This is a genomic window from Nitriliruptor sp. (assembly GCF_040882075.1).
Classification (GTDB): Bacteria; Actinomycetota; Nitriliruptoria; order Nitriliruptorales; family Nitriliruptoraceae; genus Nitriliruptor.
The window spans coordinates 1-16364 of the sequence record NZ_JBBEBZ010000151.1 but is presented as its reverse complement, the minus strand read 5'-3'; the positions used below and the strand labels follow the sequence as shown (position 1 = coordinate 16364).

15 protein-coding genes are annotated in these 16364 nt (G+C 70.2%); 5 read left to right on the top strand and 10 right to left on the bottom strand.

Annotation, left to right across the window (positions count from 1 at the left end; all coding sequences use genetic code 11):
* The 4 genes from WEB03_RS09165 to WEB03_RS09150 form a co-directional block, all read left to right on the top strand.
* On the top strand, positions 1–1001 hold a 1001-nt coding region (locus tag WEB03_RS09165; RefSeq protein ID WP_368070649.1), incomplete at its 5' end, for a thiamine ABC transporter substrate binding subunit.
* Positions 1001–2704, top strand: coding sequence for an ABC transporter permease (locus WEB03_RS09160; RefSeq protein WP_368070648.1), 1704 nt, complete (start codon positions 1001–1003; stop codon positions 2702–2704). The genes WEB03_RS09165 and WEB03_RS09160, both read left to right, overlap by 1 nt.
* Positions 2704–3717 carry an ABC transporter ATP-binding protein gene (locus WEB03_RS09155; protein ID WP_368070647.1) on the top strand — a complete coding sequence of 338 codons (1014 nt, stop codon included), beginning with the start codon at positions 2704–2706 and terminating at the stop codon, positions 3715–3717. Before WEB03_RS09160 ends, WEB03_RS09155 begins: the two co-directional genes overlap by 1 nt.
* 107 nt (positions 3718–3824) lie before the next feature.
* On the top strand, positions 3825–4979 hold the full coding sequence (locus WEB03_RS09150) for an AI-2E family transporter (protein WP_368070646.1): 1155 nt from the start codon (positions 3825–3827) through the stop codon (positions 4977–4979).
* Between the two features lie 9 nt (positions 4980–4988).
* On the opposite strand, the gene moeB is transcribed toward WEB03_RS09150, so the two are convergent.
* The 3 genes from moeB to WEB03_RS09135 all read right to left on the bottom strand — a co-directional run bounded on the left by moeB (position 4989) and on the right by WEB03_RS09135 (position 8135).
* Entirely contained in the window at positions 4989–6197 is a 1209-nt protein-coding gene (moeB, locus tag WEB03_RS09145) for a molybdopterin-synthase adenylyltransferase MoeB (RefSeq protein WP_368070645.1), read from the bottom strand.
* Between the two features lie 340 nt (positions 6198–6537).
* Entirely contained in the window at positions 6538–7113 is a 576-nt protein-coding gene (locus tag WEB03_RS09140; RefSeq protein WP_368070644.1) for a hypothetical protein, read from the bottom strand.
* Between the two features lie 305 nt (positions 7114–7418).
* Complete coding sequence (locus tag WEB03_RS09135; RefSeq protein ID WP_368070643.1) at positions 7419–8135, bottom strand: hypothetical protein; 717 nt, start codon at positions 8133–8135, stop codon at positions 7419–7421.
* Positions 8136–8481: 346 nt separating this feature from the next.
* On the opposite strand from WEB03_RS09135, the gene WEB03_RS09130 reads away from it, so the two are divergent.
* Complete coding sequence (locus tag WEB03_RS09130) at positions 8482–10752, top strand: EAL domain-containing protein (RefSeq protein WP_368070642.1); 2271 nt, start codon at positions 8482–8484, stop codon at positions 10750–10752.
* Here WEB03_RS09130 and WEB03_RS09125 read toward each other — a convergent pair.
* From WEB03_RS09125 to sufB, 7 genes are all read right to left on the bottom strand, one after another.
* The gene (locus WEB03_RS09125) at positions 10710–11213 is read right to left on the bottom strand and encodes a metal-sulfur cluster assembly factor (protein WP_368070641.1); all 504 of its coding nucleotides are present in this window, start codon (positions 11211–11213) and stop codon (positions 10710–10712) included. The two genes, WEB03_RS09130 and WEB03_RS09125, sit on opposite strands and share 43 nt — an antisense overlap.
* A gap of 10 nt (positions 11214–11223) precedes the next feature.
* Positions 11224–11688 carry a Fe-S cluster assembly sulfur transfer protein SufU gene (sufU, locus tag WEB03_RS09120; RefSeq protein ID WP_368070640.1) on the bottom strand — a complete coding sequence of 155 codons (465 nt, stop codon included), beginning with the start codon at positions 11686–11688 and terminating at the stop codon, positions 11224–11226.
* Between the two features lie 40 nt (positions 11689–11728).
* On the bottom strand, positions 11729–12964 hold the full coding sequence (locus tag WEB03_RS09115) for an aminotransferase class V-fold PLP-dependent enzyme (RefSeq protein WP_368070639.1): 1236 nt from the start codon (positions 12962–12964) through the stop codon (positions 11729–11731).
* 94 nt (positions 12965–13058) lie between these two features.
* The gene (gene sufC / locus WEB03_RS09110; RefSeq protein WP_368070638.1) at positions 13059–13799 is read right to left on the bottom strand and encodes a Fe-S cluster assembly ATPase SufC; all 741 of its coding nucleotides are present in this window, start codon (positions 13797–13799) and stop codon (positions 13059–13061) included.
* A gap of 55 nt (positions 13800–13854) precedes the next feature.
* On the bottom strand, positions 13855–14196 hold the full coding sequence (locus WEB03_RS09105; protein WP_368070637.1) for a non-heme iron oxygenase ferredoxin subunit: 342 nt from the start codon (positions 14194–14196) through the stop codon (positions 13855–13857).
* Positions 14197–15573, bottom strand: coding sequence for a Fe-S cluster assembly protein SufD (gene sufD, locus WEB03_RS09100; RefSeq protein WP_368070636.1), 1377 nt, complete (start codon positions 15571–15573; stop codon positions 14197–14199).
* Positions 15570–16364, bottom strand: a 795-nt coding sequence (gene sufB / locus WEB03_RS09095; RefSeq protein ID WP_368070635.1) for a Fe-S cluster assembly protein SufB, incomplete at its 5' end; no start/stop codon positions are given. The genes sufB and sufD, both read right to left, overlap by 4 nt.

Below are 16364 nucleotides of genomic sequence, written 5' to 3'. Positions count from 1 at the left end.
CCGACGACGATGCCGACGACGATGCCGCCGCGGACGGCGAGGTGACGCTGCGGCTGCTCACCCACGACTCGTTCGACGTCTCGGACGACGTCCTCGCGTCCTTCACCGACGACACGGGCATCACCGTCGAGGTCGTCCCCTCGGGCGACGCCGGGACCGCTCTGAACCAGGCCATCCTCACCGCCGACTCGCCGCAGGGCGATCTGCTGTTCGGCGTCGACACCACGTTCCTGTCGCGGGCGCTCGACGAGGACCTGTTCCTGCCCTACGTGTCACCGGAGCTCGACCGGGTGCCGGCCGACCTCCAACCGGCCGACGACCCGGAGACCCCCGTCGACGTCGGGGACGTGTGCCTGAACTACGACGTCGCCGCCTTCGAGGACGGCGACGTTCCGCCCCCGTCGTCGCTCGACGACCTCGTCGACCCCGCGTACGAGGGCATGACGGTCGCGATGAACCCAGCGACCTCCTCCCCTGGCCTGGCGTTCCTCCTGGCGACCGTCCAGGAGTTCGGTGACGACGGGTGGTTGGCGTACTGGGAGCAGCTGCGCGACAACGACGTGCTGATCACCGACGGCTGGTCGAGCGCCTACTACGACGAGTTCTCCGGCAGCGGGCAGGGTGGCGACCGTCCCATCGTGGTCTCGTACGCGTCCTCACCCGCCGCCGAGGTGGTCTTCGCCGACCCGCCCGTCGACACGCCTCCCACCGCGGTGGTCCAGGCCTCCTGCGTCCGGCAGGTCGAGTACGTCGGGATCCTGCGCGGCACCGAGCACGAGCCCGAGGCCCAGCAGCTGGTCGACTTCCTGCTGAGCGTCCCGTTCCAGGAGGACGTGCCGCTGACGATGTTCGTCTACCCGGTCGTCGAGGATGCCGACCTCCCGGAGGTCTTCACCGAGCACGCCGAGCTGGCGCAGGAGCCCTACGCCGTGGATCCGCTGACCATCGGTGACGAGCGGGACCGCTGGATCAGCGACTGGACCGACACGGTGCTGCGCTGATGGCAGTGGCGCGAGCCACCGCTCGCGCCACCCGCCCGACGCTGTCGCGGGGCGGGCAGCTCGCCCTGCTCGCCCCGCCGACGCTGTTCCTGCTCGTCCTCTTCGTCCAGCCCGTCGCGGCGATCGTCTGGCGCGGGCTGGCGCCGGACGGTGCACCGGACCTGTCGGGGGTCGTGGGTGTGCTCACCAGCCCGTCGGTTCGGGGGGTGGTGTGGTTCACCCTGTGGCAGGCGGTCGCGTCGACCGCCCTGACCCTCGCGCTCGGGCTCCCCGGTGCCTACGCGTTGTCGCGGTTGCGCTTCCGGGGGCGCCGCACCGTGTCGGCGTTGGTGCTCGTCCCCTTCGTCCTCCCGACGGTCGTGGTCGGCAGCGCGTTCCTGGCGCTGCTCGGTCCGCGGTCACCCATCAACTCGGCGCTGGTCGGACTCCTCGGTTCGGGAGCCCCGACGCTCGACCTGCGACGCACCGTCGTCGCCATCCTGCTGGCCCACGCCTTCTTCAACTACGCGGTGGTCGTGCGCACGGTGGGCGGCGCGTGGGCGAACCTCGATCCGCGGCTCGAGGACGCGGCCCGCAGCCTCGGCGCGTCACGTTGGCGCGCGGTCCGTGAGGTCGCGCTGCCGCTCCTGCGACCAGCCATCCTCGCGAGCGCCGCCATCGTGTTCCTGTTCACCTTCACCTCGTTCGGCGTGGTGCTCCTCCTCGGTGGACCGGGTCTGGCGACCCTCGAGGTCGAGATCCACCGTGCGACCGTGCAGCTGCTCGACCTGCCGCTCGCCAGCGTCCTCGCGCTGCTGCAACTGGTCGCGGTCATCGCGGCCCTCACCGTCTACGGACGCCTGCAGCGCCGGTCGGTCGCCCGCACCCCCCGGGCCGCCGACGAGGCCCTCCACGCGCCGGCGACCGCGAGCGAACGCTGGTTCCTGCGCGCGAACCTCGTGGTCATCGGCCTGCTCCTGGTCGCGCCCCCGGCCGTCCTCGTCGAACGTGCCCTCGCCACCGGGGACGGGTACGGGCTCGGCCACTTCACGGGGCTGGCGACCCAGGCGAGAGGCACCGTGCTGGCCGTCGCCCCGCTGGCGGCGGTGCGCAACTCGCTGGTCTTCGCCGTCGCGGCCGCCGTCATCGCGACCGTGCTCGGCACCTGCACGGCCATCGCGGTCACGGGGCGCCGGGGCCGTCTCACCCGTCTCGTCGACCGGGGGCTGATGCTCCCGCTCGGCACCTCGGCGGTGACGGTCGGGTTCGGCTTCCTGATCAGCCTCGACCGGCCACCGTTCGACCTGCGCGGGAGCGTGTTGCTCGTACCGCTCGCGCAGGCGCTCATCGCGACGCCGTTCGTGGTCCGCTCCCTCGTCCCGGCCATCGAAGCCATCGACACACGACTGCGGGAAGCCGCTGGCGTCCTCGGGGCGACACCACGCCGGATCTGGCGCGAGGTCGATCTGCCGATCGTCGCCCGCACCGCGCTCGTAGCGACCGGCTTCGCGTTCGCCATCGCGGTGGGTGAGTTCGGTGCGACCGTGTTCGTCGCACGCGCCGAGCTGCCGACCGTCCCGGTGGCGATCTTCCGGGCGCTCGGACGACCGGGAGCGGCCAACTTCGGTCAGGCGATGGCGCTGTCGACCATCCTGATGGCCGTGACGGCGTCCGCTCTCCTGCTGATCGACCGGCTGCGCGTCGGTGAGGTGGGACGCTTCTGATGCTCGACGTCACCGATCTCACCGTCCGCTACGGGGACACCGTCGCCGTCGACGGCGTGACCTTGCACGTCGCCGACGGCGAGGTGGTGGTCGTGCTCGGACCATCGGGGTGCGGCAAGTCGAGCCTGCTGCGGGCGGTGGCGGGGCTCGAGCCGCCCGCGTCCGGCAGCATCCTGCTCGCGGGCGAGGACCTCGCCGGCCGACGACCGGATCAGCGCGGCGTCGGGCTCGCCTTCCAGGACCACGCCCTGTTCCCGCACCGGACGGTGGCCGACAACGTGGCGTTCGGGCCGAGGATGCGCGGCTGGTCGACCGCCGACGTCCGGCAGCGCGTCGCGGAGGTGCTCACGCTCGTCGACCTGACCGGGTACGACCAGCGACGGGTCACCGAGCTGTCCGGAGGCGAAGCTCAGCGGGTCGCGCTCGCCCGGGCGCTGGCACCCCGACCGCGTCTGCTGATGCTGGACGAGCCGCTCGGATCGCTCGACCGGGGCCTGCGCGACCGGTTGCTGGTCGAACTCCCGCGGGTGTTCGCCGAGTCGGGCGCGACCGTCCTCCACGTCACCCACGACCAGGACGAGGCGCTCACGCTGGCCGACCGGGTCGCGGTGATGCGGGCCGGTCGTATCGCTCAGATCGGCACGCCGGACGAGCTCTGGCGGGCACCGACCGACGCCGGCGTGGCGCGCTTCCTCGGGCTCCACCAGTTGCTGCCCGGGCAGGCGGATGCGACCGGCGTGACCACCGCCCTCGGCCACCTCCGGGTCACGACCGACCAGCACGGCGACGTGCTCGCGCTGCTGCTCCCCGGGGCGCTCGACCTCGACCCGTCCGGGGAGATCACGGGGCAGGTCGCGGCACGTCGCTTCGCCGGCGACCACCACGTGCTCCACCTGCGCGTCGCAGGCACCGAGCTTGAGGTCCCGGTCCGCGGGCTGGATGCACCGCGCCCCGGTGACGAGGTCACCCTCCGGCTCGACCACCGGCTCGTCAGGGTCCTGCCGGAGGAGTGATCCGCAGGGCCGGCGGCGGCGACCCGTCCGGACGACAGGCCGGGCGCAGCTGAGGGGGTACCGGCGTCGGTGTCCTACGGTCGGAGGCCGACGACGACCGAGCCGACGTGCCCGAACCTCAGAACGACCCCGCGACCGACGACAGCGAACGTGGAGCGCCCGTGCCGACGGGCGGCCCACCGGCACCGACCCGGCTGTGGCTCGTCGGCCGCGGCGCCTGGGCTCTGGTGGGGATCGCGGCCGTCCTCGCGCTACTCGGCTACATCGCGTCAGCGCTCACGATCGTCATCATCCCGGTCATCCTCGCGCTCTTCCCCGCGACGCTGCTCGCGCCCGTCGCGGATCGCCTCCGCGGGCTCGGGCTACCGTCAGCAGCCGCAGCACTGCTGTCGCTCGTGCTGGGACTGGTCGTGTTCTTCGGGGTCCTGGCGGGCGCTGTCGCCCTGGTGGTCGCACAGCTGCCGGACCTGCTGGACTCGGCCTCGGAGGGTGTCGGGCAGATCGGGGGCTGGCTCGAGGACGACCCGCTCGGGGTCGGCGTCGAGGGGTTCTCCGACCTGATGACCTTCGCCCAGGAGCAGCTCGGCGAAGCCGGTGACCTGGCGGGGAAGGCGAGCACGGCGGCCGGGCTGGCCTTCGAGGTGGTCGCCGGCCTGCTGCTGATGTTCGTCGTGCTCTTCTTCTACCTCAAGGACGGTCGCCGGCTGCGGGACGCGATCGTCACGACGGTGCCGGAAGCGCGCCAGCCCATCGTCCGCGAGGGTCTCGACCGATCCTGGGGCACGCTCAGCAGCTACGTGCAGGGCCAACTCCTGGTCGCGTTCTTCGACGCCGTGCTCATCGGCATCGGGCTCCTGATCCTCGGGGTCCCGCTGGCCCTGCCGCTCAGCATCCTCGTGCTGTTCGGTGGGCTCTTCCCGATCGTCGGTGCCGTAGCCAGTGGCGCGCTCGCGGTCCTCGTCGCGCTCGCCGACGGGGGACTGACGACGGGCCTGATCGTGCTCGGGATCGTCCTCCTCGTCCAACAGATCGAGGGCAACATCCTCGAACCGCTGATCCTCGGACGGACCATCCACCTGCACCCGATCGTGGTGCTCACGGCCATCGCGGCCGGGGCATCGGTCCTCGGGATCCTCGGCGCCTTCCTCGCGGTCCCGGTCGCGGCCATCACGGCGCTCGTGATCGACCTGATCCGCGGACGCGGCGACGATCCCGTCGACGCCGAGGAGGCGTCCGCAGATGCGAAGGCCGCGGCGAGCTGAGACGCTCGGTCAGTACACCGGGATCGAGTCGTCGATCTGGCGGGCGTAGAGATCGATCCCTCCGCGCATCGAGCGTGCCTTGAACCCCGCGCCGCGCATCAGCTGGGTCGACTCGAGCGACCGGACACCCGACTTGCAGTGCACGACGTACTCACTGGTGGGGTCGAGCTCGGCGAGCTTGCCCGGCAGCTCGTCCTTCGGGATCAGGACCGCGCCGGGGATGCGGTTGATCTCGTACTCGTGGGGCTCACGCACGTCGAGCAGCACCACGTCCGGCTTCTCGGCGATCTCCGCGTACTCGGACGGCAGGATCTCGAGATCGGTCAGGTCGAGCTCGTCGGCACCCTCGGTCCGGTCGTGGGCGGGCATCCCGCAGAAGTCCTCGTAGTCGATCAGCTCGGTGACGGTGGGCTCGGGGCCGCACACCGGGCAGTTCGGATCCTTGTTGACCTTGACGTAGGTCCAGCGCTGTTCGAGCGCGTCGTACAGCCCGAGCCGGCCGATCATCGGGTCGCCGATGCCGGCGATGAGCTTGATGCCCTCGATGCCCTGGGCGGTGCCGATGTGGCCGGCCATGATCCCGAGCACGCCACCCTCGGCGCAGTTGGGGACCATCCCTGGCGGTGGCGGCTCGGGGAACATGCAGCGGTAGCAGGGCCCCTCTGCGCCCCAGAAGACGCTGAGCTGTCCCTCGAAGCGGAAGATCGACCCGTACACGTTGGGGATGCCGAGGAGGACGCAGGCATCGTTGACCAGGTACCGGGTCGGGAAGTTGTCGGTCCCGTCGATGACGAGGTCGTAGCCCCGCAGCACGTCGAGCGCGTTCTCCGAGGTCAGGTAGGTGCGGTGCTCGACCACCTCGACGTGCGGGTTGATCTCGAGGATCGACCGCTTCGCCGACTCGACCTTGTGGGTCCCGATGTCGGAGGTGCCGTGGATGACCTGCCGCTGGAGGTTCGAGGCGTCGACCACGTCGTCGTCGACGAGGCCGATGGTGCCGACACCCGCGGCGGCGAGGTAGAGCGCGAGCGGCGAACCGAGGCCACCGGTGCCGACGAGCAGGACCTTGGCGGCCTTCAGCCGCTCCTGACCCTCGATCCCGACGTCCGGGATGATCAGGTGGCGGCTGTAGCGGGCGATCTCATCGTGGGTGAGCGGCTCACGACGGTCGACGACCGGAGGGACGCGGGTGGGCTCTGGTGAGGCGGACGAGGCCACGGATGGACTCCTGGAGGTGGGCTGCAGGGGATGGAGTCGAGCTTCGAAGTGTCCAACGCCGTTCGAACGCCCGAGCTTCCACCGTAGGGAGAACGGTGCGAACCTCCGGACCGCGAGCGCGTCCCCACCACCGGACCACACCCTGACCACGCCGCGGCCGCACCGTCCGATGCCGACGCCGTGGCCCTCGGCTGACGTCGGGAGCAAGTGGTCGCTGGCGCCCACGCGACCCGTCCTGGCGAGCTCAGGCGACGTGGTGGTGTCCGCGGTATCGGCAACGAGGGCCGCAGTCGGGTGGATACCGATGAAGGTGTGGACAACGCGGCCTCGGGGCCCCCGATCATCCCTGGCGGACGGCCTGACGTTCCTGGATCTGAACGTCGGCGAGCGTGACCGGCAGCAGCGGGGCGGTGATCGTCCCCACGAACGGCCCAGCCTCGTACGAGACGGTCCAGGTGTCGGTCACGGTGATATCGACGAGCGCCGCGTGCGTGTAGACGTGGTTGATCGCACCATCCGGGTAGCCCGTCCCACCGCTGCGGTGCGTCGTGACCGTCCCGTCACCCCAGCCCACAGCGCTCTCCCCCGTGGCGCTGAGCTGGACATCGAACGTCACGATGCCGAGGTCGACCGGGACCGACACCGGACCGAAGTCGAGGTCGTGTTCGGTGACCAGGTAGGTCCGCAGCCCCGTGAGCGCGAACCCAGGAGGTAGCGACAGTGTCGGCCGTGGGAGCTGCTCGCTCACCGTCGCGGTGATGAACTCCTCCACCATGGCGACCGGCAGCTCGACGGCCGGATCTGCGGGACACGGGACCGCAGAGCTGACGCCATCCCGGTCGAGCCCGAGCCCGATGAACAAGCCTGCGTACTGCTGCTCAGCCTGAGCCTGAGTACCGGCGGCGTCCTCAGGCAACACCCGCGTCCACTCACGCTGCGTGCAGAACCCCTGGTTACCGTCGTCCGGGTCACCCGAGTTCCCGAACCGAGGCACCGAGATCCACACGTACGGCGACGCCGCGGCGGGACCCGACCGAGCCGAGGCCGGTGTCGGAGGCAGAGCAACTTCGAGGACTTGGGTGAAGGACCCGTTTCCCCCGAGCTTCGATTCTCCACCTCCGATTCTTGGACCTTCGTCCGCCACCGCAATGCCGCTGGCTTGCAGGCCCAAGGCACCCAGCGCGAGGGCCGTTACGAGGCGGTGCCGTCGCCTGCCGCGCATCAGACAGCTCCCCCACACGTGTCATCGATAAGGGCCCTTAGCTCGTCGAGCTCGAGGTCCGCGACGAGTTCGGGTGCAGCCGGGTCGTTGCTGCCTCCCTCGAACAGCTGCGACTCGTCGTGCAGGAGCCACGGCGTCCGATTGGTCTCCGAGGCGGCATCGGACCTTGACAGTGCGTAAACCGAATAGAGCGTCGTGTTCGACCCAGCTCTGTTGACCTCGCCGCTGTCGGGAAGGCCAGTGACGACGAGACAATCCGCATCGGCTGCAACAACCGTGAACAGATCGAACCGCTCCTCGCCCATCTCCTCGGGAGCCAAGAAGATCTCGTCCACGTTCGTAGCCTGCAAGATCTCCTGCGCATCCTCGATGGTCCGAGTTCTGAGCGGTCCAGAGTGTGATGCGCCGATCAGCTCACCGACGTCCTCCGGCAGGACGGCCTGACCGTTCGCTTCAACCGACCGACGGATGACCTCTGTCCGGATACGGAAGAGCTCGTTCATCACCGATTCGACGTAGGCCTCATCGATCTCGTCGGGGATGGCGAACGGGTCCTCGGGCTCGGTCTCCGTCGGGTCAGGGTCAGGCTCCACGGTGGGAGCCGCCGACTCGGTGGGCGTGGGCTCGTCGACGGGGTCGTCCCCGCCGCTCGAACACGCGGCGGCTGCGACCGCTAGGAAGACGACGAGTGCTGTGCTGCGGAACCTGCGTGCCACCTGGCGCCCCCCGAGGACAACGCGACCGACCGGACGAAGAGGCACGAACATTAGCGAGAGTCCGTGGAGACGTTGGCAGTCATCCACAGGGGCGCACCCGCGGACTCGTCCCTCGCGCACCTCGTCATCGGGTGTCGGTGGGCCCGGGGGACCGGAGGACCGGAGGACCGGCCCAGGCTCCCGACCCCCCGTGTGTGGGTGGTCCGCGCGGCCGGACGGCCGGACGGAGATGACCCTCAGGCGACCTGGACAGCGGCCGATGAAGCGTTGAAGGTGGACACCACGAGGTCCGCCCGTCGGGTGTGCTTACCGCGGGCCGATCGAGACGGAGGAGCACGACGAGTTGGTGCCGGACCGAGACCTGGGCGAACTGCTCGGGCTGCTGGAGCTGATCCCCGAGATCCTGCGGGCGTTCGGCGACCTCGATGCGGCCGACCTCGACGCCGGGATCGACGACGCGTTGCGGCGGATCGGTAGCTACGCCGACGTCGACCGCAGCTACCTGTGCCTGCTCGACGAACCCAACGGCGTGATCAGCAACACCCACGAGTGGTGCGCAGCGGGCACCGAACCGCAGATCGACGAGCTCCAGCAGGTGCCGATGGAGGCGATCGCGTGGTGGCTACCGCGGTTCCGCAGCGGGCAGACGGTCCACATCCCCTCCGTCGACGACCTCCCCGAGGCCCGCGCCGACGAGCGGGACCTGCTCGCACCGCAGGGCATCCGATCGCTGGTGACCGTCCCCCTGCTCTCGTCGGGGCGGCTGGTCGGGTTCCTCGGGTTCGACTCGGTCCGGAGCACACGGGACTGGTCGTACGGATCGCTGCTGCTGCTCGGCGCGGTCGCTGATGTGATCTGCGGGGGCCTCATGCGTCGCGAGGCCTTCGAGGCCCTGGCGCGCCGTGAGGAGCGGTTCCGGGCGCTCGCGCGTCACTCCTCCGACGCGGTCATGGTCCTGGATGGTGCGCACCGTTTCGTGGAGCTCGGCCCATCGGTGGAGCGCGTGCTCGGCTGGCACGATCAGCTCCGCGTCGGCTCCAGCTACCTCGATGCCGTCCAGCACGACGACGTCGACCGGGTCGAGCTAGCGTTGGTGCACGCGTCGCAGGCTCCGGGCCGGGAGATCCGGATCTCCGACCACCGCCTCCGGCACGCCGACGGCTCGTGGCGGTGGTTCCTGGCCAGCGCCGTGGACCTGAGCGACGACCCGTCCATCGGCGGCATCGTCGTCAACGCCCACGAGATCACCTCCCGGAAGGTTATCGAGGAGGCGCTGCAGCACCAGGCCCTCCACGACCCACTGACGGGGCTCCCCAACCGCGGTCTGCTCTTCGACCGGCTCGAGCACGCGCTCGCGCGGACCGAGCGCAGCCGGCGATCCGTCGGCGTGGTGTTCCTCGACCTCGACCGGTTCAAGCTGATCAACGACTCGCTCGGGCACACGATGGGTGACGAGCTCCTGATCCAGGCCGCACGCCGCCTCGCGTCGGTGACCCGGCCGCGCGACACCGTGGCTCGCTTCGGCGGTGACGAGTTCGTCGTCCTGCTCGAGGATCTCCCGGACGACGAGGCAGCGGTCGAGGGCGCCGAGCGGTGCTTGCTCGCCTTCGACGAACCGTTCGTGCTCGGTGGGCGCGAGCACGTGATCACCGCCAGTGCCGGCGTCGTCATCGCCGAGGCGAAAGGCGACGCCGAGGCGATCCTCCGCGACGCCGACTCCGCGATGTACCGGGCCAAGGAGCGCGGCCGCGCCCGGCTCGAGCGGTTCGATCAGGCGTTGCGGCACCAGCTGCTGCGACGGGTCGAGCTGGCGCAGGCCCTCCACGGCAGCATCGATCGCGGCGAGCTGTACGTCGAGTACCAGCCCCTCGTCCGCCTGCGCGACGACGCCACGATCGGGGCCGAGGCGCTGCTGCGTTGGGAGCACCCACGTCACGGGACGATCGGACCGAGCGAGTTCATCCCGGTCGCCGAGGAGCACGGGTTGATCGTTCCACTCGGTCGCTTCGTCCTCGACGTCGCGCTCGCGGAGCTCCGACGCTGGAACGACGCCCGGGGCGACCGCGAACCGCTGCTGATGTCGGTGAACCTCTCGGTGCACCAGCTGATCCAGGGGTCACTGGCCCGGACGGTCGCCGAGCTGCTCGACCGACACGGGGTGGCTGCCGGACAGCTGTGCCTCGAGCTGACCGAGAGCGCGCTGATGGAGGAACCGGCCGCTGGCCGAGCGGTCCTCGCCGAGCTCCGCGAGCTGGGCGTCGGGATCGCCATCGACGACTTCGGGACCGGCTACTCGTCGCTCGCCTACCTCCGCGAGCTGCCCGTCAACACCCTCAAGATCGACCGGTCGTTCGTCACCGAGCTCGGCACCGAGGCCCGCGACTCGCGGGTCATCGCGGCCATCATCGGGTTGGCGGACGAGTTCGGGATGACGACCGTCGCCGAGGGGGTCGAGACCGCCCGGCAGCTGTCCGAGCTCCGCCACCTCGGCTGCGAGGTCGTGCAGGGCTACCACCTCCACCGACCGACGTCCGCCGAGGTGATGGGCGAGCTCGTCGGTGCCCCGCGGGACGATCAGACGTTCATCCCCATGGCGCGCATCTCCTCGCGCACGTAGTCGGCGATCATCGAGATGTCCCACGGCGGGGTGAAGGTGAACTCCACCTCGACGCGATCGACGCCGGGCATCGCCCCGAGGATCACCGAGCACTGCTGGTGGATGACCTCGGTCAGCGGGCACCCCATCGAGGTGAGGGTCATGCGTACGTGGGCGTAGCCCCGCTCGGGCTTGGTGACCTCGTAGACCAGGCCCAGATCGACGATGTTGTAGCCGATCTCCGGGTCGACCACGGCCCGCAGGCCGTTCATCAGATCCTGCGAGGACGGCATCCCGTCGTCCTCGAGCGGGAGGTCGGCGAACGGCGAGTTCGCCGCCGGTGGGGTGCTGGCTGCCGAGACGGGCGCGCCCGTCTCGGTGTCGGCCTCGGGCAGGTCGTCGAGCCCGAGAGCATCGCGATCGACCGGGGGGCGCATCTGCGCTCCGGGTTCCCGCGTGGTGGTGTCGGGGGTCTGCGACATGCGGTGACCTTCAGTCGTCGTAGGTGACGGCGCTCTCGGACGCGCCGCGCTGGTAGGTCTCGATGGCGTCCCGGACGGCCATCCACCCGAGCAGGGCGCACTTGACCCGCACCGGGAACTTCGACACGCCCTGGAACGCCACGCCGTCGAGCAGGTCGTCGGCACGGGCGGGTTCGTCGCCGTGCATCATCAGCCGGAAGTCCTCGGCGAGGTCGAGGGCGTCCTTGAGCTCACGGCCGGTGACGGCCTGGGTCATCGCGGACGCCGACGCCTGGCTGATCGAACAACCCTCGCCGTCGAAGACCAGCCCGTCGACCCTGCCGTCGGCGACGCGCAGGCGCAGGTCCATCTCGTCCCCGCAGAGCGGGTTGGAGTGGTGGACGTGCACGTCCTCCTCCTCGAGGGACGGCGCGCGGTTCTTCGGCGCGCGGTAGTGGTCCAGGATGATCTCCTGGTACAGGTCCTCGAGGCTCACAGGTGGTGCTCCGTTCTGGGTCGGTGCCGGGGCGAACGCATCACCGGGCGAAGAACTTCCGCGCCGCGGTGATGCCCCCGAGCAGCGGTTCGAGGTCGTCCTCGCCGTTGTAGAGGTACAGGCTGGCGCGGGCGGTCGCGTTGACCCCGAGCGAGCGCATCAACGGCTTGGCGCAGTGGTGGCCGACGCGCACGCACACGCCGTGCTGGTCGAGCATCGCACCGATGTCGTGCGGGTGGACGCCGTCGACGGTGAACGAGATCGCGCCGCCGCGTGCGGCCGCATCGGCCGGTCCGTGGACGGCCACGCCATCGAGGTCGGCCAACGCCGACAGGAACGTGCCGGTCAGGTCCTGCTCGTGGGCACGGATGGCGTCGAGCCCGATGTCGCGCAGGTAGCTGACCGCCGCGGCGAGCCCGGCCGCTTCGGCGATCATCGGGGTGCCGGCTTCGAACTTGTGCGGGATCTCGTTCCAGGTGACCTGCTCGAAGGAGACGTCCCGGATCATCTCGCCACCGGTCAGGAACGGTTCCATCGACTCGAGCAGCTCCGGCCGGGCCAGGAGCGCGCCGATGCCGGTGGGCCCGCACATCTTGTGACCGGTCAGCGCGTAGAAGTCGACCCCGAGGTCACGGAAGCTGACCGGCATCTGCGGCACCGCCTGGGTGCCGTCGACGTGGACGACGCAGGTGTCGTTGGCGGCCCTGGCGATCCCCGCGAGGGCCGACACGTCGTTGATCGTCCCGAGGACGTTGGACACGTGGACGACGCCGACGAACCGGACCCGCCCGTCGGCGACGAGCTCACGCGCCGCGTCGAGGTCGAGCTGCCCGTCGTCGGTCAGGGGGACCTGTCGCACCTCGAAGCCGAGGTCCTTGCTGGCGTGCAGGAACGGGACGAGGTTGGCGTGGTGCTCCATGCCGGTGGTCAGCAGGGCGTCCCCCGGACCGAGGTTGCGGCGCACCCAGCTGTAGGCGACCAGGTTGCACGCCTCGGTGGCGTTCTTGGTGAGGACCACCCCGCGTGGGTCGGCGTCAACGAGCTCGGCGAGCGCCGTGCGGCCGCCCTCGTAGAGGTCGGTGGCCTCTTCGGCGAGCGCGTAGACACCGCGGTGCACGTTGGAGCGCGACCAGCGGTAGTACCGGTCCATCGCGTCGAGCACCGGCTGCGGCGTCTGCGACGACGCGGCGGAGTCGAGGTAGACCAGCCGCTTGCCGTGCAGCTCACGGGACAGGACCGGGAAGTCCTTCCGGAGCGTCTGCACGTCGAGCGTCATCGCCGTTCCTGTCTGGTGGGGGTGACCGACGGCCATCGTGACCGCTGCCGGCGCTGGCCGCTGCCCCGGGGAGGGGGAAGGTGTCAGCGCGCCGTCAGGCCATGGCGCGGATGTCGTCGTACCCCTTGGCCTCGAGCTCGTCGGCGAGCTCGGGACCACCGGAGGCCACGATGCGGCCCTCGAACATCACGTGGACCTCGTCGGGCTGGATGTAGCGCAGGATGCGGGTGTAGTGGGTGATGATCAGGATGCCGAGGTCGGGTCCCTGGAGCCGGTTGACACCCTCGGAGACCGTCTTGAGCGCGTCGACGTCGAGCCCGGAGTCGGTCTCATCGAGCACCGCGAGCTTCGGTCGCAGCAGCGCCGCCTGGAGGATCTCGAAGCGCTTCTTCTCGCCGCCGGAGAAGCCCTCGTTGACCGACCGGGTGAGGAACGACTCGTCGACGCCCAGGTCGGCCATCTCGGACCGCAGCCGCGTCATGAACTCGCGGATCGGGACGTCGTCCTCGGAGACGGCGTTGAGGGCCGTGCGCAGGAAGTTGGTCAGCGACACGCCGGGCACCTCGACGGGGTACTGCATGGCCAGGAAGACGCCGAGCCGGGCACGCTCGTCGGGGGTCAGGTCGTTCAGCCCCGTGCCCTGCCAGGTCATGGTCCCGCCGGTGATCTCGTAGGCGGGGTGGCCGGCGATCGCGTAGGCCAGCGTGGACTTGCCGGAGCCGTTCGGACCCATCAACGCGATGGTGCGGCCCTGGTCGAGGTCGAGGTTCACCCCGTGCAGCAGCTCGGTGTCGTCGGCGGCGACCTTCAGGTCGCGGATCTCGAGATCAGCCATCGTGTCCGTGGTCCTTGTTCGTGGGGACGCCCGGGTGCGGGCGGTGGGAGAGGGTCTAGAAGTCGGGTGTGGGGGCGCCGTTGAGCGCCACCGAGACGTCGATGAGGACGTCGTCGCCGTCGATCGTGACGGCGTAGGTGGGGACGGGGACCATCGCGGGCAGCGACGAGGGGTGGCCGTCGTCGAGCGAGAAGCTGGAACCGTGGAGCGAGCACTCGACCTCGGCGTCGAAGACCTGACCGCCGTCCGACAGCGACCACTCCTCGTGGGAGCAGACGTCGTGGATAGCACGGACATCACCGCCGAGGCGGACCAGACAGATCGGGATCCCCTCCACGTCGACCCGGACGGGGGTGACGTCGGGCAGGTCCGACAGCGAGGCGACGCGGGTGGCCATCTACAGCTCGCCATCCCGGAGCGCAGCGTCGGAGACCGCGAGCGAGGCGACGTCGACGGCCGCGATGCCGGCCTCGATGTGGCCCATGGCACGGTCCTCGACGCCCGGCAGGTCGACCTCGGTGAGGATCTCCCGGAAGAAACCCTGGACGATCAGGCGGAGCGCCTGGTCGCGCGGGATGCCGCGGGATTCGAGGTAGAACAGGTGGCGCGCGTCGATCTGGCCGGTGGCTGACCCGTGCCCCGCGGTGATGTCCGCGCACTCGATCTCGAGGAACGGCGTCGAGTCGGCCCGGGCGCCGGGCGAGAGGATCAGGCTGCGGTTGGTCTCGTCCGTCGAGGTCCCGACCGCATCCTTGTGCACGTACACGTTGCCGCGGAAGACGGTGCGGGCCTTGCCCTGGAGCGCGCCCTTGAACAGCACGTTCGAGGTCGCGTGCGGGGCGAGGTGACGCACGTAGGGCTGGAGGTCGAACCACTGCCCCGCGCCGGCGACGTACAGCCCGAGCGGGCGGGTCGACGCACCGGGACCGACGAGGTCGACCTCGGGACGCAGCCGCACGGTGTGGCCACCGGTGGTCACCGACAGGTGCCGGACGGTGGCGTCGCGGTGGGCGGCCGCCTTCTGCAGGCCGAGGTGGCGGATCGGACCGCCCCACTCCTGCAGGCTGACCACGTCGAGCCGGGCGCCGTCGAGGACGACGAACTCGGCGACCTCGTCGACGAACGCGGTGACGTCGGGGTCGGAGGTGTGTTCGAGGTAGAGCGTCGCGCGAGCGTGGTGGTCGATGACCGCCAGCACGCGGGGCAGATGCGCCCCCGGCTGCGTCACGTGGATGTGCACGCCGATCGGTGCCGTGACCTCGACCTCGGCCGGGACGTGGATGAACACGCCACCGGTCCAGGCCGCGTCGCTGGCGGTGATGGTGCGGTCCTCGTCGGAACCGGTGCCACCGTCGGCCGAGGTGGTCAGCGACCCGAGGTGCTCGCGGACTTGTCGCTCGTGGGAGGTGGCTGCGTCGGCGAGGTCGAGCACGACCACACCCTGGTCGGCGAGCGCCGCCGGGACCACGATCTGCGTCACGCGACCGTCGACGATGGTGGCGTCCACCGACTCGATCTCGAGACCGGACACCAGCGACCCGGGCGCCTGGCCGTCGCTGCCGGTCGTGACCGGCAGGTCGACGTCGATACGCCGCGAGAACGGCGTGGAGCGCCAGAACTCGTCAGCGCGCGAGTCGGGCCACGCCTGATCGGTGAAGCGCTTGGTTGCCGCGAGGCGACGGTCGACGAGCCAGCTCGGCTCGTCGCCGGCGAGGGACCGGACGGCATCCTCGTCGAGCCCGTCGAGACGGGCGACGTGGAGAAGCTCGTTCATCCGATGGCGCCTTCCATCTCGATCGCGATGAGGCGGTTGAGCTCGACCGAGTACTCCATCGGCAGCTCGCGCGCGATGGGCTCGATGAAGCCGCGGACGATCATCGCGGTGGCCTCGTCCTCGCCGATGCCACGCGACTGCATGTAGAACAGCTGGTCGTCGGAGAGCTTGGAGACGGTCGCCTCGTGCTCGATCGTGGCGTCGTCCTGCTCGATCTCCATGTACGGGTAGGTGTCCGTACGCGAGGTGTCATCGAGCATCAGCGCGTCGCACTTGACCGCCGCGCGGGCGTGGTGGGCGCCCTCGTTGATCGAGACCAGACCGCGGTAGCTGGTGCGGCCGGTGCCCTTGGAGATCGACTTCGACAGGATGTTCGAGGTCGTGTACGGCGCGGTGTGGACCATCTTGGCGCCGGCGTCCTGGTGCTGGCCGTCGTTGGCGTAGGCCACCGACAGCACCTCACCCTTGGCGCCCTCGCCGGTCAGCCAGACCGCGGGGTACTTCATGGTGACCTTCGAACCGATGTTGCCGTCGATCCACTCCATGGTGGCGTTCTTCTCGGCGACGGCGCGCTTGGTCACGAGGTTGTAGACGTTGTTCGACCAGTTCTGGATGGTCGTGTACCGGACGCGGGCGCCCTCCTGGACGATGATCTCGACCACGGCCGAGTGCAGCGAGTCGGAGGAGTAGATCGGCGCGGTGCAGCCCTCGACGTAGTGCACGTAGCTGCCCGGCGCGGCGATGATCAGGGTGCGCTCGAACTGGCCCATGTTCTGCTTGTTGATGCGGAA